Annotated in this window: 18 protein-coding genes; 3 read left to right on the top strand and 15 right to left on the bottom strand. The window is 65.5% G+C overall.

Annotation, left to right across the window (positions count from 1 at the left end; translation table 11 throughout):
• Positions 1-148 precede the first annotated feature (148 nt).
• On the bottom strand, positions 149-2,803 hold the full coding sequence (gene topA, locus ACK5NO_RS04570; protein ID WP_416811489.1) for a type I DNA topoisomerase: 2,655 nt from the start codon (positions 2,801-2,803) through the stop codon (positions 149-151).
• 243 nt (positions 2,804-3,046) lie between these two features.
• Between topA and ACK5NO_RS04575 the strand changes: the two genes are divergently transcribed.
• Positions 3,047-3,880, top strand: a complete 834-nt coding sequence (locus ACK5NO_RS04575; RefSeq protein ID WP_416811490.1) for an inositol monophosphatase family protein — start codon at positions 3,047-3,049, stop codon at positions 3,878-3,880.
• A gap of 378 nt (positions 3,881-4,258) precedes the next feature.
• On the opposite strand, the gene ACK5NO_RS04580 is transcribed toward ACK5NO_RS04575, so the two are convergent.
• From ACK5NO_RS04580 to ACK5NO_RS04645, 14 genes are all read right to left on the bottom strand, one after another.
• Complete coding sequence (locus ACK5NO_RS04580) at positions 4,259-4,963, bottom strand: hypothetical protein (protein ID WP_416811491.1); 705 nt, start codon at positions 4,961-4,963, stop codon at positions 4,259-4,261.
• A 280-nt stretch (positions 4,964-5,243) separates the two neighbouring features.
• Complete coding sequence (locus ACK5NO_RS04585) at positions 5,244-6,839, bottom strand: methyltransferase (protein ID WP_416811492.1); 1,596 nt, start codon at positions 6,837-6,839, stop codon at positions 5,244-5,246.
• Positions 6,840-6,948: 109 nt separating this feature from the next.
• Positions 6,949-8,355 (bottom strand): M20/M25/M40 family metallo-hydrolase, encoded by a 1,407-nt coding sequence (locus ACK5NO_RS04590; RefSeq protein WP_416811493.1) that lies wholly within the window; start codon positions 8,353-8,355, stop codon positions 6,949-6,951.
• Complete coding sequence (locus ACK5NO_RS04595; RefSeq protein ID WP_416811494.1) at positions 8,352-9,773, bottom strand: MFS transporter; 1,422 nt, start codon at positions 9,771-9,773, stop codon at positions 8,352-8,354. Before ACK5NO_RS04595 ends, ACK5NO_RS04590 begins: the two co-directional genes overlap by 4 nt.
• Positions 9,774-10,038: 265 nt before the next feature.
• A complete protein-coding gene (locus ACK5NO_RS04600; protein WP_416811495.1) occupies positions 10,039-10,509 on the bottom strand; it encodes a hypothetical protein in 471 nt (156 codons plus the stop codon).
• 325 nt (positions 10,510-10,834) lie between these two features.
• The gene (locus tag ACK5NO_RS04605; protein ID WP_416811496.1) at positions 10,835-12,772 is read right to left on the bottom strand and encodes an ATP-dependent nuclease; all 1,938 of its coding nucleotides are present in this window, start codon (positions 12,770-12,772) and stop codon (positions 10,835-10,837) included.
• Positions 12,773-12,844: 72 nt separating this feature from the next.
• Entirely contained in the window at positions 12,845-14,464 is a 1,620-nt protein-coding gene (locus tag ACK5NO_RS04610) for a DNA methyltransferase (RefSeq protein ID WP_416811497.1), read from the bottom strand.
• Positions 14,422-15,624, bottom strand: a complete 1,203-nt coding sequence (locus ACK5NO_RS04615; protein WP_416811498.1) for a type IIL restriction-modification enzyme MmeI — start codon at positions 15,622-15,624, stop codon at positions 14,422-14,424. The genes ACK5NO_RS04610 and ACK5NO_RS04615 overlap by 43 nt, the downstream gene beginning before the upstream one ends.
• Positions 15,625-15,790: 166 nt before the next feature.
• The gene (locus ACK5NO_RS04620; protein ID WP_416811499.1) at positions 15,791-16,684 is read right to left on the bottom strand and encodes a hypothetical protein; all 894 of its coding nucleotides are present in this window, start codon (positions 16,682-16,684) and stop codon (positions 15,791-15,793) included.
• 49 nt (positions 16,685-16,733) lie between these two features.
• Complete coding sequence (locus ACK5NO_RS04625; RefSeq protein WP_416811500.1) at positions 16,734-17,555, bottom strand: hypothetical protein; 822 nt, start codon at positions 17,553-17,555, stop codon at positions 16,734-16,736.
• Positions 17,556-17,930: 375 nt separating this feature from the next.
• The gene (locus ACK5NO_RS04630; RefSeq protein ID WP_416811501.1) at positions 17,931-18,371 is read right to left on the bottom strand and encodes a hypothetical protein; all 441 of its coding nucleotides are present in this window, start codon (positions 18,369-18,371) and stop codon (positions 17,931-17,933) included.
• Positions 18,368-18,823 (bottom strand): hypothetical protein, encoded by a 456-nt coding sequence (locus ACK5NO_RS04635; protein WP_416811502.1) that lies wholly within the window; start codon positions 18,821-18,823, stop codon positions 18,368-18,370. Before ACK5NO_RS04635 ends, ACK5NO_RS04630 begins: the two co-directional genes overlap by 4 nt.
• Positions 18,810-19,286: a hypothetical protein gene (locus tag ACK5NO_RS04640; protein ID WP_416811503.1), complete on the bottom strand. Its 477-nt coding sequence runs from the start codon at positions 19,284-19,286 to the stop codon at positions 18,810-18,812. The genes ACK5NO_RS04635 and ACK5NO_RS04640 overlap by 14 nt, the downstream gene beginning before the upstream one ends.
• Positions 19,286-19,726 carry a hypothetical protein gene (locus ACK5NO_RS04645; RefSeq protein ID WP_416811504.1) on the bottom strand — a complete coding sequence of 147 codons (441 nt, stop codon included), beginning with the start codon at positions 19,724-19,726 and terminating at the stop codon, positions 19,286-19,288. Before ACK5NO_RS04645 ends, ACK5NO_RS04640 begins: the two co-directional genes overlap by 1 nt.
• Before the next feature lie 3,377 nt (positions 19,727-23,103).
• Between ACK5NO_RS04645 and ACK5NO_RS04650 the strand changes: the two genes are divergently transcribed.
• Both ACK5NO_RS04650 and ACK5NO_RS04655 read left to right on the top strand, forming a co-directional pair.
• Positions 23,104-23,394: a hypothetical protein gene (locus ACK5NO_RS04650; RefSeq protein WP_416811505.1), complete on the top strand. Its 291-nt coding sequence runs from the start codon at positions 23,104-23,106 to the stop codon at positions 23,392-23,394.
• A gap of 161 nt (positions 23,395-23,555) precedes the next feature.
• Positions 23,556-24,047, top strand: coding sequence for a hypothetical protein (locus ACK5NO_RS04655; RefSeq protein WP_416811506.1), 492 nt, complete (start codon positions 23,556-23,558; stop codon positions 24,045-24,047).
• The last annotated feature ends 28 nt before the right edge of the window (positions 24,048-24,075 follow it).

Below are 24,075 nucleotides of genomic sequence, written 5' to 3' on the forward strand. Positions count from 1 at the left end.
GCCATATGAACGGCTAGCTCCGAGAAAGGGTTGTGGCGCCTGGTCCCCACCCCCCGTTTCCCGTCAAATGGATCCATTTGACGGGAAGTGACACGCCCGTCGCGATGAAAATGGATCCATTTGACGGTGGGGAGGGCCGATGCGCCCGCTACTTCTTCTTGGGCGTCGCCTTCTTCGCGGCGGGCTTGCGTGCGGCTGGCTTGCGCTTCTTGGCGGGGCCCTTGGCGCGCTTGTCGGCGAGTAGCTCGACGGCACGCTCAGGCGTCATGTCGTCGATGGTCTCGTCACGCGGGATCGTCACGTTGGTCTCGCCGTCGGTGATGTACGCACCAAAGCGGCCGTCCTTGATGACGATGGGCTTCTCGCTCACGGGATCGGTGCCCAGCTCCTTGAGCGGCGGCGCCGCCTGACGGCCGCGCCCGCGCTTGGGCTGGGCGTAGATGGCCAGCGCCTCCTCGAGCGTGATGTCCAGCAACTGCTGCTCGGACTCGATGGTGCGAGAGTCCGTGCCCTTCTTGAGGTAAGGGCCGTAGCGGCCGTTCTGGGCGGTGATTTCCGCACCATCGGCCGGGTCCACCCCCACCACGCGCGGCAGGCTCATGAGCTTCAGCGCATCCTCGAGCGAGACCGTCTGAAGGTCCATGTCCTTGAACAGCGACGCGGTGCGCGGCTTGCCCTTGGCGTCCTCGGGCAGCACCTCGGTGACGTACGGGCCGTAGCGGCCACCCTTGGCGACCACGGGATAGCCCGACTCGGGGTGCGTGCCGAGCGTGCGCTCGTCGCCACCCTGGTTGGCGAACAACTCCTCGGCCTTGGCCACGGTCAGTTCGTCGGGGGCGAGGTCCTCGGGGATCGACGCTCGCTGCTGCTCGCCGTCCTTCTCGCGCTCGATGTACGGGCCGTAGCGACCGTTGCGAGCCGCGATGCCATCGCCGATCTCGAACGTGTTGACGGCGCGCGCATCGATCTCGCCCATGTTGTCGAGCAGTTCGCGCAGGCCCTCGGTCGGGGCGTTCGGGCCGCCAAAGTAGAACTCCTGGAGCCAGTCCTTCATCGAGCGCTCGCCGGAGGCGATGCGGTCGAGACCGGCCTCCATCTCCGCCGTGAAGCCGTAGTCCACGAGCGTGGGGAAGTACTCCTCCAGCAGGCCGACGATCGAGAACGCGAGCCACGTGGGCACCAGCGCCTTCTTGTCGATGCGCACGTACTCACGGTTGATGATGACGTCCACGGTCGACGCATACGTCGAGGGGCGACCAAGCTTGCGGTCCTCAAGTTCCTTGATCATCGCGCCCTGCGTGTAGCGCGGCGGCGGGTTGGTCGCGTGGATCAGCGGCTCAAGTCCGGCAGCATCCAGGCGGTCGCCCTGCGCCACCTGAGGCAGACGCTCATCGCCATCGGCGGGCTGCTTGCCGTCCTCGTCCTCGTAACGCGCCGCTTCCTTGGACTCGATGTACAGCGCCCGGAAGCCCGGCGCCGTGAGGATCGTGCCGGACTTCGAGAACTCGACGGCGTGCCCACCCGAGCTCTTCGCCCCGATCGTGATGGTCGAGGTGGTGCCCACCGCATCGGCCATCTGGGACGCGAGGGTGCGCTTCCAGATCATCTCGTACATGCGGAACTCTTCGCCGCGCAGCTTGGTGCGCAACTGGTCGGGCGTACGGAACTTGTCGCCCGCGGGGCGAATCGCCTCGTGTGCCTCCTGCGCGTTCGAATCGCTCGAGGCGTAGATGCGCGGGCTCAGCGGCACCGCATCGGGCCCAAAGAGATCAATCGCCTGCGCGCGTGCGGCACGGATCGCCTCACCCGACAGCGACGGCGAGTCCGAACGCATATAGGTGATGTAACCCTGCTGGTACAGCGCCTGCGCCACGTTCATGGCCTGCTTGGCACCCAGACCGAGCTTGCGGCTGGCCTCCTGGATCAGGCTCGACGTAATGAACGGCGCGGCCGGACGCTTCTTGTAGGGCTTCGAGGACACGTCGACCACGGAGAAGTCGGAGTGCTGCAGGCCGGACACCAGCGCGGCGGCCTCGCCCGCAGTGACGTGGTGAGCCTTGTCGCTCGTCAGCACGCCGCGATCGTCAAAGTCCTTGCCCGAGGCGACCCGCTTGCCGTCCACCTTGGTGAGACGCCCCACAAACGCGACACCCGCATCGGCCCCTGCGGTGGCAGTGAACGTCGCGGTGAGATCCCAGTACTCGGCCGAACGGAACGCCATGCGCTCACGCTCGCGGTCCACCACCAGGCGCAGCGCGACGGACTGCACGCGGCCCGCGCTCGAACCCTGACCCACCTTGCGGCGCATCACGTCCGACATGTCCCAGCCATACAGGCGGTCCAGAATGCGGCGGGTCTCCTGCGCCTCCACCAACTCCATGTCGATCTGACGGGGCGCCGCGAGCGCACGCTCAATGCCCTCGCGGGTGATCTCGTGGAAGGCCAGGCGCTTGACCGGAACCTTGGGCTTGAGCACCTCAAGCAGGTGCCACGCGATGGCCTCTCCCTCGCGGTCCTCATCTGTTGCGAGGTAGAGCTCGTCGGCTTCCTTGAGGGCACGCTTGAGGTCGGCGACCGTCTTCTTCTTGTCGCTCGTGACCTCGTAGTAGGGCTCAAAACCGTTGTCGACGTCCACGGCGTACTTGCCGATCGCGCCCTTCTTCTTTTCCGCGGGAAGGTCACGCGGGTTGGGAAGGTCCCGAATGTGCCCGATGGACGACACCACCTCGTAGTCCGCGCCAAGGTAGCCACCAATGGTCTTCGACTTGGTGGGTGACTCGACGATCACGAGCTTGCGGGTCATACAGTCCTACTTTCGTGGTGTGGTCCCGGCGGCCTTGCCCAGGGCGGGACGCTCACAGAATACATACGCCGCAACGGTTGTCTCGCGGGGGGCCCGGTCGGGTTCTGGTCCGTTCGCGCGTCCGTTCGCGCGCGGGCGCGCGCGAGGGCGGGCGGGGGTGCGTGCCCGCTTGCGGGCGCGGGCGCGCGCGAGGGCGCGCGACCCGTTCACCGACCCGCCACCCAACTCTGAGACGATGGCCGGGTGAACACCGTCGCTGTAGAGACCGCCATGCGCCAGATCGCCGACCAGGAGATCCGCCCCCGCTTCCGCGCCCTCGCCGAGGACGACATCTCCTCGAAGTCGAGCCCCAACGACCTGGTCACCGTCGCCGACGTCGAGGCCGAGCGTGCCCTCACGCCCCTGCTCAGCGCCATCGAGGACATCCCGGTCGTGGGCGAGGAGGCTACCGAGCTCAACCCCGCGTTGCCCGAGGTACTCGCCACCGCATCGGCCGCTTGGACGCTTGACCCCGTCGACGGCACCTGGAACTTTGCGCACGGCTCCCCCGAGTACGCGGTGATGGTCGCCCGCGTCGCGGGCGGTGACACCGATGCCGGTTGGATTCTCCACCCCGAGACCGGGGACCTGCTGCGCGGCGGCCGCGCCCTCGCGCCCGAGGTCGTCGCCGGCGATGGCACCGTCACCCCTATAGATACAGTGCACGACGCACCAGCCCGGCCCCTGTCGCAGTTGCGCGGCATGGCGACGCTGACGTTCGCGCCCGGGCCCGTCGCCGAGGGACTTGCGGGCCTCACCATGGACGTCAACGAGATCACGCCGCCACGAATGTGCGCCGGGTGGGACTACTGGGACCTCGTGACGGGCACACTCGACTTCCTCATGTACTTCCGGGCCAAGCCGTGGGACCACGCGCCGGGTGCAGCAATCGCCCGAGCGCTCGGATTCACCGTGCGTCACCTCGACGGCGCCGAGTACCGTCCCGGAGATCCCGGGCGTCCGTTCCTCGCGGCGCGGGCCCAGGAGTGGGACGCGCTCGCTGCGGCGATCACGGCGCGCGCGGGCGGCGCTTTCTAGCGGCACGTCTTCCCCTCCTTCCCTTCTCCTGCGCCGGCCAGCTTCGCGGTCGCCGGCCCCTTCCCCGGCTGCTAACCCCTCGCCCGGTTGCCAGCCCCTTCCCCGGTTGATACCCGTCACGACGCCTGTAACGCAGTGGGTGCGCGCCTGATACCCGTCAGTGCGTCTCGGGCGCTGGCACCCACCTTCGCCGCATGGCCGATGCGCCCGCCGCCTCCACGCGCGCGCCACCTGCCACTCTGTGGTCGACACGGGTATCTAGCGCGCGCCCATCGCGCCCAGGCCGTCGACACGGGTATCAACCGGGTGGGACAGGACTGAGCAACGCACAGCAAAGGAGGGCCCTCCGTAGAGAGCCCTCCGATGCAGCTGCGGCGATTAGGCCTTGACGGTCTCGTCCTCGTCGATGGACTCGATCGCCGGGGCCTCCTTGAGAACCTTGCGGTCGCCCGCCGTTGCCCAGATGATGCCCGCACCGGCGAGGATCAGCGTGAAGCCGAGTCCGCCAGCGATGGCCGCGACACCCAGACCCATGGTCAGCACGTTGGCAGTGACCGAGCCGACACCGAGCTCACCGATGAGCGCGTGAGCGGTGGCGGTCCAGGCCTCGGCGCGAGCAGGGCCCTCGAGGGGGTGCATGCGGTCGAAGTCGGCCCAGTACTTGCCGTCAGTGGCGACCTCGTAGGTGCCGGCCTCGAAGGTCTCGCCGTTGTACTCGACGTCCTCGTCGAGCACCACGGTGGTGGTGCCGTGAAGCGTGTGGTAGGCCACCAGACCCATCTGGTACATGTACTCAGAACCCGTGTTGACCAGGGGGTCGTTGGGGTCCAGTTCCCACGACTTGAGGTTGTAGCCCCAGTCGTTCTCGACCAGGTCGATAATGCCTTCGGCACCGGCAACCTCGCCGCGGTCAATGAGCTGACCCTCGTCGTTGTAGGTCAGCGTCACGTTCTGGGCCTCGGAGAACTTCGCGAGGGAGTTCGCGCCAGCCGCCACCTGCGTGTAGGCGAAGATGCCCACGCCGACGAATCCGACGCCGATGATGGCCAGTGCGATACCGAGCCACTTGAGTCGAGCAATCATGGTCTTTTTCCTTTCCCATCCGGGGTTGGTTACCGGCTGGTGAAAGACTCTCGACAGTCCTTTCTTACGTCTCGGGACTATGTACCCATCGGGGCCGTATAGCGCCAAATACCAGGTATGTCATCGATCTCAGTCGAGATAACGTTTTAATAACAATGGAGAAAGCGTAAAAACGAAGCCCCGCGGCCAGGACCTAGGTCACAAAAAACACCCCTGACGTTGGTCCTAGGTGATTTCCAGGGATGTTCCCGGCGCGACTGCGGCGCCAGCGTTCCAGACGCTAGGCCGTGAGGATGCCGTCCCTCACCAACTCGCGCACTGCGGGCACCAGCCCGCCGATCATGTCGCTCGCGGGCACGTCGAGCAGCACCGCGAGCGCGTGTGCGATCTGACCCACGGTGAGCTCGCCATCGCACGCCCCGACCAGCCCGGCCAACGCGGTGTCGGCCTTGACGGCTCGGCCAAACCCGCCTCCCTGCCGGATCAGGATGTGCTCGGGATCGGCCAGCAACGGCCGCCCATAGGTCTCCTTGGTGACATCGGGCGCGACCACCAGGGCGGTGTCGAGTACGGCCGCATCGGACGTCCCCACCAGCCAGTCGTGGGCGCGCAAGCCCGCCGCGAGCGTGGGGCCCAACGGCGCCGCAAGCGCCCCCTCGTGCTCCTCAAGCCGCCGCAACGTCGGCGCGCCCGAAGCCGGGCGGCGCAGCGTCACGATCCCGAAGCCCACCGCATCGGCACCCACGGCGTCGAACGAGCGCAGGTATGCCTCGTACGCGGTGGTGAAACCGGCCGGGTCGCGGTCCTGGGTGATGCCGGCGTCGCGCAGCCAGGTCTCGGCGTACTCCGCCGGGTCGAGCGCATCGCGCTGCACAATCCATGCGTCGAGCGGCACCTCAGACGCATCGAGGGCCTGCTCAAGCCGCGCACGCCAGTCGCCGTGGATCTCCCAGTTGCCCAGAAACTGCGCGACGCCCCCTGGCGCGAGCACGGATCCGACGCCACTGAGCAGCGACAGCACCACGCCGTCGCGCTCGAGCCCGCCGTCGCGGTATTCGAACGCGGGCGCCCCGGGAGGCGTGATCACGAACGGCGGGTTGGAGACCACCTGGTCAAACAGTTCGCCGACCACGGGCTCGAGCATCGACCCCTCGCGCAGGTCCCATGCGGTTCGTCCGGAGGGCCGATGCGCGTGCACCTCCCGCGCGGACGCCCGACCCTCGCTCGGCTCGCCCTCGCTCGGCTCGCCGGCTGCGTTCAGGCTTTCGTTGAACCGGGCATACTCCAATGCGCGCCGCGAGACATCGGTGGCAACCACCTCGCGTGCATGGAGCGACGCGTGGAGCGCCTGGATGCCGCAGCCGGTGCCCAGGTCGAGCACCCGGCCACGCGCGTCGCGCATCGTCACGGACGCGAGCATCGCGGAGGCTCCACCTACCCCCAGCACGTGGTCGGTGTGCACGGCTCGGCCGGTGAGGGCTTCGCCTTGGTCGGAGGCGATCCACCAATCCACCTGGCCGTCGTGGGTGGTCGCGGCATAGGGACGCAGGTCCACGAGGGAGCGCACCTCGTCGTCGGGGCCGGCGCCGGCGGTAGCCACCAGGCCACCACTCTCCAAGGCGGTCAGGCCCACGGAGGCAAGTGCCGCATCGGCCTGGCGCCGGGTGACGGTGTCGCCGAGCGAGAACAGGCGGCTCAGCACCGCTTCCCGGGCGTCACTGGCGCGGGCCTCGAGCGTCGCGGGCAGCACCTGCTCGCGGTCGAGCGCGCGCACGGCACGATCGCCCAGCACCTCGGTCACGGTGTCCACGGTCCAGCCGGCGAGGTCGGCGCGCAGCGCTTCGACGCTGGCCGCGTCAAGGGAGGGAGTGCTCATAGGAGTGAGGTTAAACGCCGCGACTACCCCGCTCCGCCCACCCCTCCCCGTCAAATGGATCCATTTGACGGGGAGAGGGGGCTACGAAACCCGTCAAATGGATCCATTTTCATCGTGAAGGAGGGCCCAGCGCGTCGCCAGTCAGCAAGGCGCGATAGAACGCCACACCACGCCCGAGCGACTCGATCGCGACGCGCTCGTTCGGGCCGTGGATTGCGGCGCGCTGGGCGCGATCCATGCGCAGCGGCGCAAACCGGTACACGGCCGGCGCAATGCGGGCCACGTGACGAGCGTCCGAGGCCGCGAGCATGACATACGGCACCGCGACCGCGTCCGGGTACGACTCGCCCACGGCCGCGACGAGTGCCTGCCACCGCTCGTCCTCCCCCGTGGGCGAGACCGGCGACGGCTCCGAGGACTCCACGACGCTCACGGCGACCCGTGGATCAGCGATGACGCGCGTCAGGTGATCGACGGCCTTCGCCACGGACGAGCCCACCGCGATGCGGCAATTCACCGTCGCGACGGCGCGCGTCGCGAGCACGTTCTGCGCTGGACTCCCTTCAAGCATCGTGATCGCCGCGGTGGTGCGCACCATCGCCGCAAGCTCCGGCCCCAGGCGCGGCAGCAGGCGCACCAGTACCCCGCTGAGCGAGCGTGCGCGCGACAGTGCCAGGCGCATCGGCCCTCGTAGATGAGGCGCAACCGTCTCGAACATCTCGATGCTGAGCGGGTGCAACGCGCCGGGGAACGGGTGCGATTCGACCGCCACGAGCGCGGCCGCGAGGATGCCGGGGGCGGACTGGCGCGGCGGCGTCGAGGCGTGCCCGCCGTCCGCCGTGACCGACAGTTCGATGGTCGCGATGCCCTTTTCCGAGGCCCCGATGACCGCCATGGGCGCCTTGAGACCAGGGAATGCGTCGACCGCCACCGCACCGCCCTCGTCGAGCACGAGCCACGGCTCGACGCCGCGCGACTCCAGCAGGTCCACGGCCGCGACGGCACTCGCGCCGTGCTGCTCTTCATCTGCCCCCAGCAGCACGTACAGGTCCCGCGCGGGGCGCCAGCCCTCGGCCAGGAGCGCGTCGAGTGCTTCGAGCAGCACGACCAGCGCGCCCTTGTCATCGAGCGCCCCGCGCCCGTGCACCCATCCGTCGGCGATGACGCCATCAAATGGCGCGTGCTCCCAGCCCTCCGCGCGCCAGTCGGCCGGCACGGGGACCACGTCTTGGTGCGCCATGAGCACCACAGGCCGTTCGGCGACGGCTCCAGGGATGCGCATCAGCAGGCCAGCGCGTCCCACGGTCTCTACGGTCGCCACGTCAAATACCTGGGAGTAAGCCGCCTCCAGCATGGCACGCAGCGCATCGAAGGTCGCCTGGTCGGCCTCCGAGAGCGGCCCCGCCGGCGGCGTGACCGTCGCGACCCTGATGGCCTGCGCGAGGTGGTCGGCGGCGCTCTGCGCCACCTCGTGGTCGGGCGGGTTCTGCCCGGCCGATGCGCGACGCCACTTCATGCTCTCTCCTCACCAGAGACGGGGCTGGGCTCGGGAGCCGGGGACGGCGGCTGGTCGAGCACGCCTGCCTCGGCGACCAGTGCATCGGCGCTAGAGGTGAAGGCGACCTTGGGCACCGCGAACAGGAAGAACATCGCGACCACGGCAGTGCCGCCACAGATGGCCCACACGGTGATGTAACCGGACAGCGACGCGGCGGTCGATTCGCCGCCGCCGCCACCGACGCCCGCGGCACCGGCCACCCCGGTCGCGAGCGCGATCGCGAACGCCGATGACGCGAAGGCGCCGCCGATAGTCTTGGTGGTGTTGGTCAGGCCCGTGGCGACGCCCGTGTGCTGGGCGGGAGCGGCAGCAGCGGCCGCGGCGGGGAGCGCCGCCACGAGCGCGCCCGAGCCCAGCCCGGCGATCACCATGCACGTGACCACTTGCGCGACTCCGTCATGGAAGGGGATCAGCGACAGATAGCCCAAAGCAACGAGCGCCGTCGCCCCGATGAGCACGATGCGGGGCGTGGTCAGGGTCGAGACGCGCGAGAACACGCCTGCACCCACCAGCAACGAGAACACGTAGGCGCCAATGAGGTACGACGCGGTCGCGGACGTCAGGCCGAGCCCGTAACCCACCTCCGCCGGATTGGTGCGCGCGAACGTCGACAGCGGCCCCTGCGCGCCCAGCACGCTCACGCCAAAGAGAGCGGCGGTGACAATGACGGGCCACAGCGCGGGACTGCGCATCATCTCCATGTCGACCAGGGGGTGCTCCGTGCGCTGCTCGACCTTGACGAACACGCCCAGCAGCACCACGCCCAGCGCGACCATGCCCACGACCCACAGGGTGATGCCGTCGACGCGGACCAGCGACAGGCCGCCCATGATCGCGAGCAGCGCGATCGTCAGGATCGACGCGCCGGTCGAGTCGATGGTGCCGCCGCCGCGCACGCCGGGGTCGGGCACCTTCAGCAGCACGACGATGAGCGCGATCGAGACCAGCACCGCGGGCACGCACAGGGTGGCCCACAGCGGCAGCATGCTGCCCAGTTGCCCGCCCGCGAGGGCACCAATGATCGCGCCGGCCTGGAGCGCGACCACGATGGTGCCCGCTCCCTTGCGCGTGAGCGCCGCGGAGTTGGGCTGTTGCCGCGCGCGAGCGAAGATGATCGCGACGTTGAGCGGCAACCACACCACGTAGAAGCCCTGGAGCGCCCACGCGGCGGTGAACAGCGGGAAGGTGGGAGCGACGGCGAGCGCGAAGCTCGCGATCATCGTGACCACCAGGGAGCCGATCAGCACTCGGCGGTGGCCGAGCATGTCGCCCAAGCGCGCGAGCACCGGCACCACGATGGAGCTGAGGAGCAGTTGCGCGGCCTCGTAGTCCCGACTAAATAGCGTGATTCGGAAAGCGGAGTGAAACGGGGCCATCCGAGACGGTGCACTGTCCGCCTGACCACGACGACAAACACTCGGTGCTGAACGGGCACAGGGTGTCCGGGCCCCTACCAGTCCGATGAGGGATCGCTCACCCGGAAGCCGCCTCCGGTCCGGTCCCCTTCTCGCAATTCCCAGTTTCGGGCATTGCCAAGTCAGTCGGGGGGCTCGATGCGCAGGCACCGAACCCGGAACTTGCGCCCACGCCGCATCGCGCGACCAGACCAGGCAGCGCGACGAAGCACGACCGGCCGGGTTTTCAGTCGTCACTTCGGTCTGACCCCAGGGCGCGCTCCGGTGCTGCGGCGACGATCTCTCCGGCGACCTCGATCGGCTGAGCACCCTCCCGCAGGCGATCTGCGATGCGCCTCGCCACACCCCGAGCCTCTTCGCGCTGTCTCGCGAATCTAGGTAGGAGCGCTTGGTTGTCTTCGTCGAGCATGTAGTGAGCGATGAACTGCTCGTGATGAAAGAACCACTCCCCGGACTCTGGATCAGTGCTGTTCACGCGCATCACGACCGCGGGCGCGTCCAGCCCGTAGGAGCGCGCTTGGACCAGGTTCGGGTCGAGAAGCAGCAGTGCGTCGTCGGACGTGACCACCATATGACCGGTGTCACGGCCGCCTTGGCGAAGGTCCTCAGTCATCGACAGCGCATCCGCGGACAGCACCGAACGAGCCTTGGGGCCCATGAAGAACTGGTCACCAGTGCTCGTGTTCCGGACGATCACAGATACTGGACGCGCCCGGAGCGGTATCCGCAGCTCGTCGCCGATCGCCACCATGACGGCGGCAGCTCCCGCACAGTCGGGCGAGTCACCAAAAAGGTGCGTTACCGTGAGCGCAACGTCATGCAGGCGCTGCCTAGCGTCGTCGCGTGCGGTCTCCGCCGCCGCGTTCCTCTCTGCCCTAAGTCTCTGTGCTTTGCCCACCTGATGCACGGTACGCGATCGGCGCTTGGCGGCTAGGTTGCGGTTCCCAATCTCTCAACCAGACCAGTACTCGGTGCCGAACTCGACCGGCTACCCGCAGAGGCCACCGCCCGAGGCGCGGGAACTATGGATGCGTGGCGTTGATCTTTCGCGCGAGCGCTTCGAAGTTGTCCAACGTTGCGTCAGATAGGTTGTCGACGCGCGCGGGATCGCGCAAGAGAACCTCAGCCGGACGCCAGTGGTCAAACTTGGGCTCGCCGGCATCCTCAAATCGCTTGAGGATGCGTTCATGGTGGCCCGACAAGTCCGCTTCCTTCACTTGCTTATCGAACGCGGCGTTGTAGAGCGCAAGGTAGTCCTCGACGGCGAACAGATCCTCAATGTCGGCGTGCTTCTGAGCCAGCACAGAGCTCACGAGAACGACGCGATCGCTGTCGATCTTGTTCGCGTTCATCGCCGCTTCCACCTTGCCGACTCCCTCGGTGCCGGAATCGAGCAACACAGTTACCGATACCTTGCGGCCGAGCAGCGAGACAAAGGTTGGCACGTTTGATGAGCCACCTGCCGGCAGGATGCGCCAGCGCTCGTCAACACCCTCACGTCCGAGAGTTTGCAGTCGACGGCTAACCAGGTCGAGGTATGCGAGATCGGACGGCCCTTCGACCAGAAGGTTGCGCTCCCCGATGAAGAGGTTCTGCGTCAAGTCGTAGCCGAGCGCCGCTTGGAGCGGGAAGGCACTGTCTTCCCCGACCTCAAGGGCTTCCGAAGTCGTGACTGAACCGATGTCATCGCCGCGGTCCTCAACCACTCTCACCCGCTCAATCTGGTCGACCATGAACGGTGAGTGGGTCGTGTAAAGGACCTGGCCCGCCGCCGCGAGCCTCTCGTTAATGAACCGCAAGAAGTCTTTCTGGGCTTTCGCGTGAAGAGTCAGGCCCGGCTCGTCGAGCAATACGACTACGTTCTGCTCACGAGCCTCAAACTCGCTGAACGCTGCGAGGAACGAGAAGAACCATCGGTACCCCGATGAGCGGCGCGAAAAGTTGTTGGTGAAGTCGTGCTTGCGATCCTCCACGCGGAAGTTTAGGTAGCGCACAACGCTGTGCTGGCCACGCTGGTCGGTGACTGTTTGCGGCTCAGTCACAATCTTGATGCGCAACTCCGGGTTGGTGCTCCAGTACTCCTTCATCTCCCTAGAGAGATCGTTCGACACCGACTCGAGTTCTGCAGTGCTGGACTCGAAGTTGGAGTCCGTCATGGAGTTCACGTCGGTATTCGCAAGCTTGAGAAGCGCTCGAGCCGTCTGCGCCGGGGAAGCGCCTGGGTGCTCGTCCGCATCAGTCTTGAGTTCAGCGACGTCGACTCGACCCTCAAGGCTCTGATAATCCGTAAACAAGAAGAACTTAGGCAACAACGAGCGGACGGTCGACCTCGCGACAGCGCCCACACCGCCGGCCTTCCCGAGGAAGCCGTCGATACGAGCGAAAACCTCGCTACTCGGTGTCCCCGAGACCTCTTTGTCTACGCCCTCCTTTTCCGAGGACGCCCCTTCTGCCGCTGCACCGGATTCTTCGGCAACCAACTCATCAAGGGCAGACTTGAGCGAGGCAATCGTCTCGTGAGCTTTTGCAAGAGCTTTGGCGTCACGATGGCCGTCGAGAACGTTTCGGACAAACCGCCGTTCATCGACTTCGACGTCGACCCAGAACGTGTCGTCGTAGCGTCTACCGACTTCAACCGTCTCCGACGTGGCGACACCTTCGCCCAGCGCAGCCGCCAGTGCTTCGAGATCGGCAGCGTCGAGCTCGAAGGTCGCTTCGATCGGAGAGACCTTCTGCAGATCTTCGCTTCGGCTGTCTCGGCTGCGGCGCCAGCGTGGGTAGTCGTCGAGTTCGACAAACTTGTCGCCGTAGACCGGATTGAGCCGATAGAGCGCGTCGAGCATCGTTGACTTGCCCGACTCGTTCATACCGACCAACGCGGTGACATCCTCTTCCACCGAGACCTCGGTGGAGTTCAGCACGTTCCTGTACCGCGACACCCGGAATGACTTCAGCCTCATGGTCCGATCCCTCGTTCCCCCGCTTGGTAACTGACGTGCAACTGACCTTACTCGGCGACTCTGACGCGACCGCTACCGCCGACGCCGCCTGCCGGTGACAGCGAGCTGTTCAGCGGCGATGAGCCTCTGATACGACGCGAAGAGCGATGTCAACCGGGCCTCATCGCTCACCGCGCCTGTGAGGCCGAACACCGCGTCGACAGCCTTGTCGAGACGTCGGTGTGCCGCGATCAGGGCTGGATCCATGGCAAGCGCGTTGTAATGGTCGGCGAGGGACCTGCCAGGGCGTTGCTCGCGAGCGACCAGCACTCCGGAGCCTCCAGCCACGATCGCTTCTCGCTGCGAGTCAGTCACTCGGGGAAGGGGAAAGGTGTTCCAGACAACCGTGTTCGAGAAGCTAGGGTCCGACTTGAGCCGACCCCCTACAGTCTTCTGCCAAAGTATGAAGGCTGAACTCGAGAGGATTGCGAAGGCGAATCCGTCGGGGTCAGTGCAGGTGTAAACCTTGTCGCCAGCGATAACTTCAGGTCCAAGGTGGGCGCACGTAGCCCAGCGCCGCGACTCGGCAAACACCTTCGGGATGCCGACGTACGGAACCTTCGGTTGCGCGCGTTGGCCGAACAGGTGCGGCGTCGCGGCCATCTCGCGCGTTGACTCCGCGCGGCTCTGGAGCCTCTCGAACCGCACCGCGTCAAGTCGGGCGCGCAGAACCCGAGAGCGCCCAACGTCCGCAGGGTCGAGATCCTCAAGCCACAGGCACCACCGAGGTGCATCGTTGATGAGCTCGCGCCCCATCAAGAACCGTCGAAGGTACTTCGCCGCGACGGGGTCTGCGGCGACTTCCGCGTGTTCGTCTGGCCCAACTATGAGATGCCCGCCGTCGCGGGGCATGGATCCCATCGTCACTCGCGGCAGATGCGACCCAATCGGCTCTCGCCGCTGCTCAACGAGGACGTTGGCGGCGTCTGCCAGGTAGGCGTTGATCGACCGCGCGACCTCAACTCGCTTGGGCTCACCACGCCCCGCCTCGTAGGTGAAGAGCTGGCTCTGGCGGCGGGGATGCCTGTCCATGCCGACGATGACGCAGTGCACCGCAGCAGCGTCGGGGGCTTCTGAGGTCCACACGAAGGTCCGGTGCGCGAACTTGATGCGCCAGCCCGCACCGAACAACGGGCCAAACAGTGCGGGCACTGGCTCACCCTGCGTGATGGAGTTCGTCGACACGAAAGCGAACTCGCCGTCATAACCGGGTCGGGAGAACAACTGGATCGCCTTCGCGTACCAGGCGGTGACGTAGTCGAGGCGGCCGATGTCCTTGCGTCCCCACACCATGCGGAGCTCGTCGGCCTGCCCCAGGGTTCGCGAAGCATGCCCAAGGAACGGTGGATTGCCTAGCACGTATAGGTGGTCGCTCGGCTCAACGACGTTGCCCCAGTCGGTGGCAATGGCGTTGCCCACGTAGATGGTGTCAACTTTGTTTAGGGGCAGAGTCTCTGGTCCCTTGCCTAGTGCGAGTTCCATCGCCTGGTTGGCCTGGTGCTCGACTAGGTGCAGCGCGGTTCGCGCGATCTGCGCGGGCCACTCCTCGATCTCGATGCCATGGAAGTGCTCGAGTGTGACGGCTAGGTCGCCCTCGTCGAACATGAGCGTCATCTCGGAGCCGCGCGAGCCGAGCTCCTGGAGCCGAAGCACGACATCGAGCTCGAGTTTGCGCATCTCACGGTATACACGACGAGGAAGTTGCCGCATCCTGCAGCAGGGTCGAGAAAGCGCATGTCGGCCATGTCGCGCCGCAGCGCGCGCAACCGAGCGGCGTCATGGTGCCCGTCGGTGAACCTCTGACGGAGTTCGTCAAGGAACATCGGACCGATCAGCTTGAGGATGTTCGTCTCGGTCGTGTAGTGCTCTCCGAGGTCCCGCCGCGCCTTGGCGTCCTTCACTGCCTGAAAGAGCGAGCCAAAGATGGCTGGCGAGATGTCGGCCCAGTTGAAGGCGCAGCAGTCGATGAGCGTCTCGCGCATCGCCTCGGTGAACGACGGGATGCTGAGGGTCTCCTCGAAGATGCCGCCATTGACGTAGGGGAACCGCATGACAAGCTCGTCGAGATTGCGGTTGCGGCTTTCGACCGGTCGCGCCATCGCCTGGTACAGCACCGCCAGCTGCGCGCCCAGGTCGGAACCATCCGCACTTGTGCGCGTCTCGATGAATTCGAGAAACAGGTCACGCTCCCAGACAGCGGAATCGTCGGCGTAGAGCGCGAACAGGGTCCGCACCATGAAGATCGACGCTTCATGATCGGTGTAGCCGGAGCCCTCGAGCTGCTCCCACAGGTCGGCCATCAACTGGGCCGCCTTGATCGACGCGGCCTCCTGGGCCTGCGATCCGAAGCGGCGGACCCCGTAGCCGGCGAAGAAGGCCAACGCGTCGACCGTGGCGGGCAGGTCCTCGAGTGCGAACTCGATCGCCGGGCCGGCCTCCGTGTTCAGTTCGAGGAGCCGGAAGCGCTTGAAGTCGGACGTTAAGACATAGCGAGGCATCTCCGCGTCGTTCAACGAGTCGAGGTAGTCCAGCGCCTGCTGTTCGGCGGCGACGAGATCGCGCCCCGCGGACTTCATCTCGATCACGGCGAGCCCAGGTACGAGAGCGTCGATGAAGCCCTGCCCCGCAGTCGACGAGCGGGCGGCACGCATCTCATAGATCGCGGCGCGCGTCTCAGTGATCCCGAAGACCCCGAGGAGGTCTCGGATGAAGGACTGAGCCTGACCGCGCTCGTACCCCTCCTCGTCACGCCAGTCCCGCACAAACGAGGCGGCGTTGGACCTAATGGCCTGCATCGACAGCGGCTTCGACATGACCCGAGGCTAGCGGGACGTCGACACTGCGGGCCGGGTGGCTCACCTGCGACGCCCATCACGACAGCACGAATGGTGACACCGGAGTGGGCCCTTTGGGTCGACCATCACCGGGTCACTGAGTCGTGGCTCCGCTGCTAGAACCATATGGACAGGGACAGGTTCCTTACATGCCAAGGTATTGCTTGGCGATACCGACAAGCATGCTCGCTGCGACGTCCACCCCGATACTTCCGGCGACGTTGACGGCGCCTCCGCGGAGTCGCTTCAGGAAGTCGGAGACACGATCGCCGTCGATTCTGCCTTCGTCGACCAGCGCCTCCGCAAATGCGTTTACGTCCGCCTGGTCGCTGAGCACCTCGGCTACCGCTGCGCGCAGCGCGTCAGCGTCACCTGGCGCCAAGGTGGTGGACTGATTGATGTGAGCGCCTGTCGCGATGTTCGTTCCGTCGCCGTAGATGTTGTGTGTGATGTGAAACACGGCCGCTTGAAGCTCTGGGCTCCCGCCGACGGTCGGACCGCCTAGGGAGCCGGCGTCGGGATTCGACTCCTGGAGTGCCAATGCGAACTCGAGTGCCTTCGTCCTGATCACATCAATCAGTCCCCGCAGACTCTGCCGGGTGATGACGTTGTGTGCCTTGTAAAGCGAGAAGAACTCGATCCTGAAGATCCCTGAGTTCTCGTACTGTTGCACCGCTGATGCCGGCCACTCGCGGCCGGGATCATGCTCGCCTGCCTGTTCGGCGAAGGCTTGCAGCTCAAGCACTGGCTCACGCAGCTCGACGGAGAACATTTCCCCCATGCCCGCAGGCGCAAGGGTCAGTTGGTGTTTGGTGAACGATCGCATGGGGCCGGCAAAGGTTCCCATCACTGGTGTGCGCATCTTGCGATACGTGGGGAGCACGGCGGCGTCGTCGTAGCCGTTCAACTCCTGACGCACCCACGCGATGGCGTCCTGTGCGTGGAGGCGATGCGCCACTACCTGCACCTTGCGCAGCAGGTCGGGCGTCGCAACTGAAGAGTCAGTCGCCGCGTCGATGATCTCGTCGAGGAGAGTCATGACGCCACAGTAGCGGCGCACCCAGACACCCGGGCCGGCGTTCCCAGAGTCACTCTCGGGACTGCTCGAGGGTCTCGCCGCGCCCTCCGACGACATCGTGGGCTGACGCGCGTCCGAGTGCCCACTGTAGGCCGAGGTTCTCCTGCGCGTGCCGGCGTACCTCGGGATCAGGATCATGAGCCAAGGACTCCAACGCCTCCCATGGCGTGCGCGGGTGTAACGCCGCGGCCAGGCGCACAGCGCCGTCCAAGTCCCGTGCACACTGCCCGAGCGCTTGTGCGACGTGGCTTGTGGCGTGCCCGTTCTCGATGAGCGCACGCTGGACCGACATGCGATCGTCGAGCGCTAGGCGGCGGACGGCGATCAAGGGAACGTTCGGGTGTCCAGCCACGGCAATGCGCGTTGCAATATCGGAGTGCGTCGCCCAGTTGGCGAGGTCATCCTCGATGGCGCAGCTGCAGCTGGCAGCCGCGACTCGGCGCTGATCTGCACTGAGCAGTGGTCGCAGGTGGTCGCTCGAGTGTCCGTATGCGCTAGTCAAGGCCGTGTCCGTATCTCTGGATGTTCGCGGTTTCGCGCCGCTACAAATGGTGCCGGGCGGGCGGCTCGTCGTTAGCTGACGTGTGGCTCGCGCTCTTGGGGCGGCGCGCGTTGGAAGAGCTTGCGACCCAGGACTGAGGTAGGCCCGCGCTGACTGAAAAAGTCTCAGCTGTGCGGTCACGACGTCCACGGAGCACGGAACTCCCTTGCGGCTCTCGGGCGGGAACCAAGTCTGCTCCGAGTCCGCCCTGCGCGATCGGTCGCATGACCTGTGGTCGTCGCTCGAACACTGCCTTGTCATGCCCGTGACGGGCGCTATCGTCGGCGCCATGGATGCAGTCACACGAGTCTGCGAAGTCTGCGGTCGCACCGAGGACCTCACGGACCAGCAGGCGTTTGATGCAGGCTGGGATTACCCGCCCCATGTCGGAGTTTGGGGCATAGTCTCACCGCGCACTTGCGGGGACTGCGGCGTTGAGGCGACGCTGTGGTGGGCGTTGCAGACTCGCGAGATCGATTCGGCGGATGAGTCGTCATGGCCGCTGCGCCATCGCAACTCGCTCGCGCGGATCCTCGCCGAACGACCTGGTCCTCCCGCGTAGCGGGGAGAGGCAACAGCAGAAGGCAGTGGGGCGGATTCCTGCACTGGCCGGGTGCTGCACCATGACTTCGGCGACATCAACCAGCACGCACCGCTTCCCGCTCATCAATGAACTGTTCCAAATGGCGCGTCATTGAACGATCCCAGCACGTCGTCCAGCCAGCCGGGTACCGTGGCGTGTTGGAGGAGCTCTCGGCACGGACTGGTGTGGAGCCAGTAGATCGGCCGTCGGCCCGCAGTGCGGTCTGGAGATAGCAGCATGTGCTGCGACCCGACGCGCACAGTCCACGGCTGGACATCCATGTAGTCGATCGCATCGCCCGCGATGTACTCCTCGCCATCCCAAGCCACTTCTTCGGCCTGCAACCACAGCAACCGCCGCCAGTGACTGTCGAGCCGAAGCGGTGTGGAGTCGCCTCCGGCGAGCCGTAGGTAGCGCGGTTCCGAGGTGCGGGAGTCAATCCAGTACACGCTGCTGGACTTCAACGAGCGGACCTCGTACAGCGCAGGCTCGGCCCGCAAATCGAACGCTACCGGCGTGCTCACCAAGTCTCGACTCCATAGCGTGCGATCTTGTCTTGGGGGCTGATCGCGAGGTCATCATCCGCTGGCGGTACCTCGAGTCGGTCGATTGCGGCGGTCAAGCGTGGCTGCCAGGGAAACGCGAAAGTGCTTCCGTCGGGGTTGTGGTCCCTACAGGCCATCAGCGGACGGGCTCCTACACGTATGACCCACTGGGGCGTGTCATCCCAGTCAATGGCCTCTGGCGCCAGTGGGACGCCGTCGCGTTCACCGAATGGCAGGGACACGAGGTCGGTCAATTCCACCCACCGGCCGTCGGTCTCATCGAATTCGGTGGCGTACTGAAAGAGGTTGGGGTTGGCTCGCAGCACGCGCGGCCGCGCGAAGCGGGTGTCGACGTAGTACGAGACAGGCGACGAACTCACGACGAGGTACAGCCCGGGCTCGTCCATGACGTTGACCTCAGTGATCGTCATGGCACTCACTCCGATCGCTCGTGACCGGACCGGTGGACAGGGGCGTCGCGCCCTGCGACGTCGAAGACTTGAACTCTCGACCGGGCGGGAACACCGCCGCGGGCCATTCCTGCGCAGGCACCTCAGAGTTGAAGGTCCAGTCGATGGCGTAGAGGCGCTCCGCGACGGGCAGGTCGATGGTGCGGACGTCATTGCCGTCGGCCACGAAGATCGTGTGTGCCAGCGCCACTCGCAAGACAGCTGGCGTCTCCTGGGCATCGTTGTCGGGTCCAGACATCACCCATAGGAGCGGTGCCCGCAGCCCCTCGAACCCATTGGCTGCCCCGTCGGGTGGAACGAGGTGAACGTGATCGCGGCCAATCGACGACAGCTCGAACTCGATCGTGGTTCCGTCTTCGCACTCCATGGCGAACGTGCCATGCGCATTGCGCACCCGCACGGTTGTCAACTCGTATTCCTCCATCACGCCTCTCCCTTCTGAATCCACGCCACCTCGGCCACCGCACCGGTGTCCGCATCGGGCGTGAGCTGGACGAGCTCCGCGCAGGTGGCCTGGCCTAGCCACTGGTCGTGTCCACGCCACACCACCCACGCCGTGGGGCTGTACAGCCTCACCCGACTTACCTTGATGTCGCCCTCGGTCCGGTCGGCCATGGAAATGGGCTGGCCCAGGATCGTGTGGGTCGCAGGCGCCGACGTGACCCACAGCAGGGGCCACCACGACCCGTGCCATGGCTTGCCGCCTTCCACTCGCGGCGGCATGAAGGCAACCAGGCCGTGGTCGAGATCGCGCAGATCGACATACACGTCACCGCCTACGACGGAACGAACACGGAACACACCCACGTCGCTGTGCAAGTTCAGCACCGTCCGGTACTCCCGCTCCGGGCGTCGGCCCGTCATGACGCACCAACCCAGTCAGGGACCTCGTCGAGACACTCAATCCGCGCCGCTCGAGTCGACAACAATCCGTGCAGTGGACCGCGGTCCGGATGCATGTCGGGCGTTCCGAACACCTGCTGACTACCTTCGGCGAGTGTCCATTCCTCAATCGAACTCCCGGGCCGCGCGCGACCCCACGGGCTCAACCCGTCGAAGCCCGCATGCAGACACCACAGTCCCGCGAGCGGCTGCCAGGCAGCATCGAAGCGGTTGGTGTAAGAGATCGCCGAGCGGGCCCGAAAGTACCGTGCGCACGGACGTCCACCGCGCGCATCGACGACATACCGCGTGCCCGACGCAGTGTGGACGACGAACACCATCGGGCACTCAAGAACCTGGATAGCCGTCCGCGACGTCATGCGCCCGGCCCGTCCATGTCGTCGGCCGCACGAGCGCAGGAGCTGGGCCGAGGTGCAGGCGTCTTGTCTTCGAGCGACGCGATGTGCTCTAGGACGCACTGCACGCAGAACCCGTTGATGAGCGCACTGCCTCCCACCAACGCGTACGCGAACTTGTGCCGCGACCCGACCCGAAGTTCCCAACAGGAGACGTCCGAGACGTCAACTTCCTCAGGTGCGAGCTCTCGACCATCGCATACGAGCGTCGGTCCAGATTCCGCCGCTCTCAGCTCAAGCCACAAGTTGTCGTGCTCGCTACGCATCGTGACTCCCGCGCCGCGTTGCCGCACGACAAGAGGCACCTGCCCACGCTGGTCTGGGTGGTACACCGTCGACGACTCAGTAGACAACGACCAATGGCACCTGGAAAAAGGATCCTGCAAGTCAACCTTGCTGTCGTTCTCGCGATTCACGCTACACCTCCCATCGCTTGCCATCAAGACATTTGTCTCGACCCTGAAGGAGAGGATAGACAGTGCACCCAAATCTTGCAACACGCTGTTTAGCAGGTATCTTATCCCACACGCGTCCTCATTCGTCTATTGTCTAGAACTCTTTATAGAACGTCTTCAATAACTCAAACTAGAAATCTTTCTAGAACTCTTCACGTCGACCAGACGCGAGCCACATATACCCACCTGAATCGTGTCCGCAAAGCGGGTGGCACGCCTGTGGGTCCACGCAACCTTCAGAACGGCGGCCGCGACTCACCTAGGCGCGGACAGTCGGATCGGGACAACGTCCCCGCGGCGCTCCGGCCCTTCGCGCTGTGTCCCAAGGCGGGACAACTCAAACATGCACTCCCACGAGGGCCTCACTCACCGCGTCGTCCCTCGGGGGGACAGGTGGGATGCCGAGCGTGGCTCAAGTAGGGACAGCACCGCGCTAGGAGTGGTCCACGTTGGGCCAACGGGTTACAAGCACGAGTGCGCAACGCCGCCGTCTCTGTTGATCGGCGCAGATGCGCGCCGGGAACCAAGCGGCGTCCTGGGACTTCGCGCGCCGCACCGACCTGTGCGGCCACACGGCTCGCCCTGGACTTGGGGTTGCGCCAGGGATGCTCGCGACAAGCATCGAGCCGCTCTCCGCGCATTGCACGCGCGAGTTGCGGGGGCGCCTCTCTCGCGTTCTGCGCCGGAACGGCCTCTTCTTGCTACGTGTACGGGCACCAACCGCACGCGATGTCTCAGGAACAACCTTCCAATCATGGAGCCCATGAGCCCTCCGAAGGCGCGGTGGTCCTTCATGATGGCCGGTTCCCGAGCCCGCTCGGATCGCGTCACGTACGTCGTCTTGGCGTCGGCCAACCCGGGTGCCCAAGAGGCGGTTCGGATGCCGTGCACCGTGGGCTGCCCGCAAATAGGTCCCGACATCAAGATTCCACGCCTCTAGAGACGATGTCTCCGCACCGATCTAGCGGCAGCCTCCGGCGACATGTAGTCTTCGCCGCAAGCGCGATGCTCAAATGAATCGCGCGATGCTCAAATGAATCGGGGGACCGATGCTGACTGGTATCGAGGGTGGCGTCTTTGTCGGGCCATCGCTAGGTTTGCCGCTCGTTGTGGTGGTGGTAGGGGCCATCGTGGGGCTCTTGGTATGGGACATTCTCCGTGGTCCGGTGCGCGGACTGCCGAAGTGGGTCTGGATTGTGGTCGTCGTCGTGTTCTTCCCGCTAGGGGGGCTCGTGTACCTCTTGTGGGGCAGGAACCGGAAGGTCGTCCGTGCGGGTAATGGCCAAGGCCCGCGATCGTCTGAGGGGCCTCGACCGCCCGCCGAAGGTTAGAGGTTTGGACTCTCAGCCTGTCGCCGCGGACGGTGGACCCCAGGCGGGCAGCGTCTCCACCGGCCCTGCAGTTCTTGTCTGAGCCGCAGTAGGTGCCGGACAGGTTCGCGATAGTGCGCGCTCTAGATACGAGAACGGCTGGCACGGCGGACGCCAACGCGGGCACAGGTAAATTTGAAGCGGGGTTTCACCGTGAGCCATACGGGCGCGCCAGACGGCACGCGAACGAGCGAACACATCCTGCCGTCGACGTCCGATTGAGCCAGGGGCCAAGTCCTGATCGTGGCTCTGCGAGTTGGCCTCTACCGAGCCGCAGTCGCGCCGACTCCTCCGTAGGCGTAACTCGTATGGAAACTCCCGAACGAGAGAGCGAGAGTGGACCTGCGAATTACCAGCGCTCTCTACAGCTGTAGTCCCGTTCAAGACCGTGTGTCTCGCGCGCGAACCGAGAACCACGCCCTGGCTCGAGCGGGCTGTAGTGCGCAACACAGGCCAACGGAGCAGCGCCGCCGAACAGGCAGAAGGCCTAGGCGGTCGCACGGTGTCCCACTGGCCAGAAGCCCTCGGCGCGCTTGGCAGTCCGACAGTTTGGCTCCAGCAGTGTGACGCGATTCGCTCGCCCAGGTGCGAAGCCTTACGTGATCGCGGCAGCTCAGCCACGAGTGCCGGCGGGCGGGTGCTCTCGCACTCGCACCGGGCATGGAGGTCGGCTCGTGCTGCAGGATGCAGCCGCACCCGCTACGACGTGCACGCCAAACCGACCCGGAGGTGCCGCTGGCGCGCCATCGGAGCCGATGACGGCCGAGCAGCACTCGCACGCAGCTCCTTACCTTTAGAGCGGCTCAATCTCGTTGGCTCGCGATCCCATCCTCAATTGCACACGCTTGCTCGGGTGTTCGTAGGTCAAAGCACCCTTGACCGCCCTGGTAGTGCCCACTACGGTGAGACGCGCACAGTTCTATTCAACCGGCATTACTCATCAAACAGGGGTGGAAACGATGATGTCAAAGTTGCGGAAAGCAGTTGTGGCGCTCTGTCTTGCGGGCGCGACACTCGGCCTGGTAGTGAGCCCGGCGAGCGCTTCGGCCCAAGGTTGCTCTTGGGCACCCGGCGCGTCCGCGTCGCACAACTGCCAGCGGATCTATGGAGCGGGCACCGTGCAATATCAATGGTCAGTCTGGTACGACGCAGGACTGACGACGAGCAACATCTGCGGCGAAGATTGGAAGATCCGGTGGACGCCCGACGGCAAGTCGCAGACCACTCGCGCCTACTACACGTCGAACAGTTCCTGCAGGCTCCCGTACTACAACAAGGGGTACGTCTGGAGCTTCTCGGGTTCTGACAAGAACTTCAAGCACAACTCGACCGCCTGCTCGACCACCAAGTGGGAGGACTACAACTACTGGGCTTCCTACACCTGCCACACGATCAAGAAGGTGTTCTAGGCATGGTCCTTCGCCGTGCCGCGGCAGGGCCTCTTGGGCTCGCCGCGGCGGGGCTACCTGTCGCCATAGCGCTCCTCTCGGGCTGTTCGACGGAGAGTTCTGGCCCCGCCCCGACAACGGCAAGCGGAGCACTTGAGTGGGTCGGATACACAATCGATTCAGTGCCCCCACAGCAGGCGGAGTTCTTTCAGGACAACCAGATCACCTTTGAAGAGTATCGACAAAGCGTATTGAGTGTCCGAAGTTGTGTCTCTGAGACCGGGCTCTTCTCCGATGTGGGCGAGATTGAGCAAGACGGTTTCGGTCAACTCAGTTTCTACGTTGAGTACCAGGCACCCGAGGACGCCGGCGCCAATGAGACCGAGGCTTGGGACAATGCCTACGAGAGTTGCAACAGCGAGTACGGCGATCACACGGCCAGCGCGTATGTGGTGCTCAATGCTCCTTCAGTTGAAGAACAGGAAGCACTCCGTCCGCAGCTAGTGACTTGCCTTCAGACTGCGGGAGTGAACATCGAAACAGATGCTTCTCGCGACGACATTCGTGACGCGTTTACGTCACTCGCAACTGGAAGCGAGTCGGTCAAGCAGAGCGCCCAGGAGTGCGGTGCGCAGTTCCCGCGGTTCTTCCTTGAGATGCCGGCCAAGAAGTGATACCCCAAGCAAGAGTCCAGGTTGGCTC

Origin of the sequence: Demequina sp. (genome assembly GCF_047975725.1) — a bacterium.
Classification (GTDB): domain Bacteria; phylum Actinomycetota; class Actinomycetes; order Actinomycetales; family Demequinaceae; genus Demequina.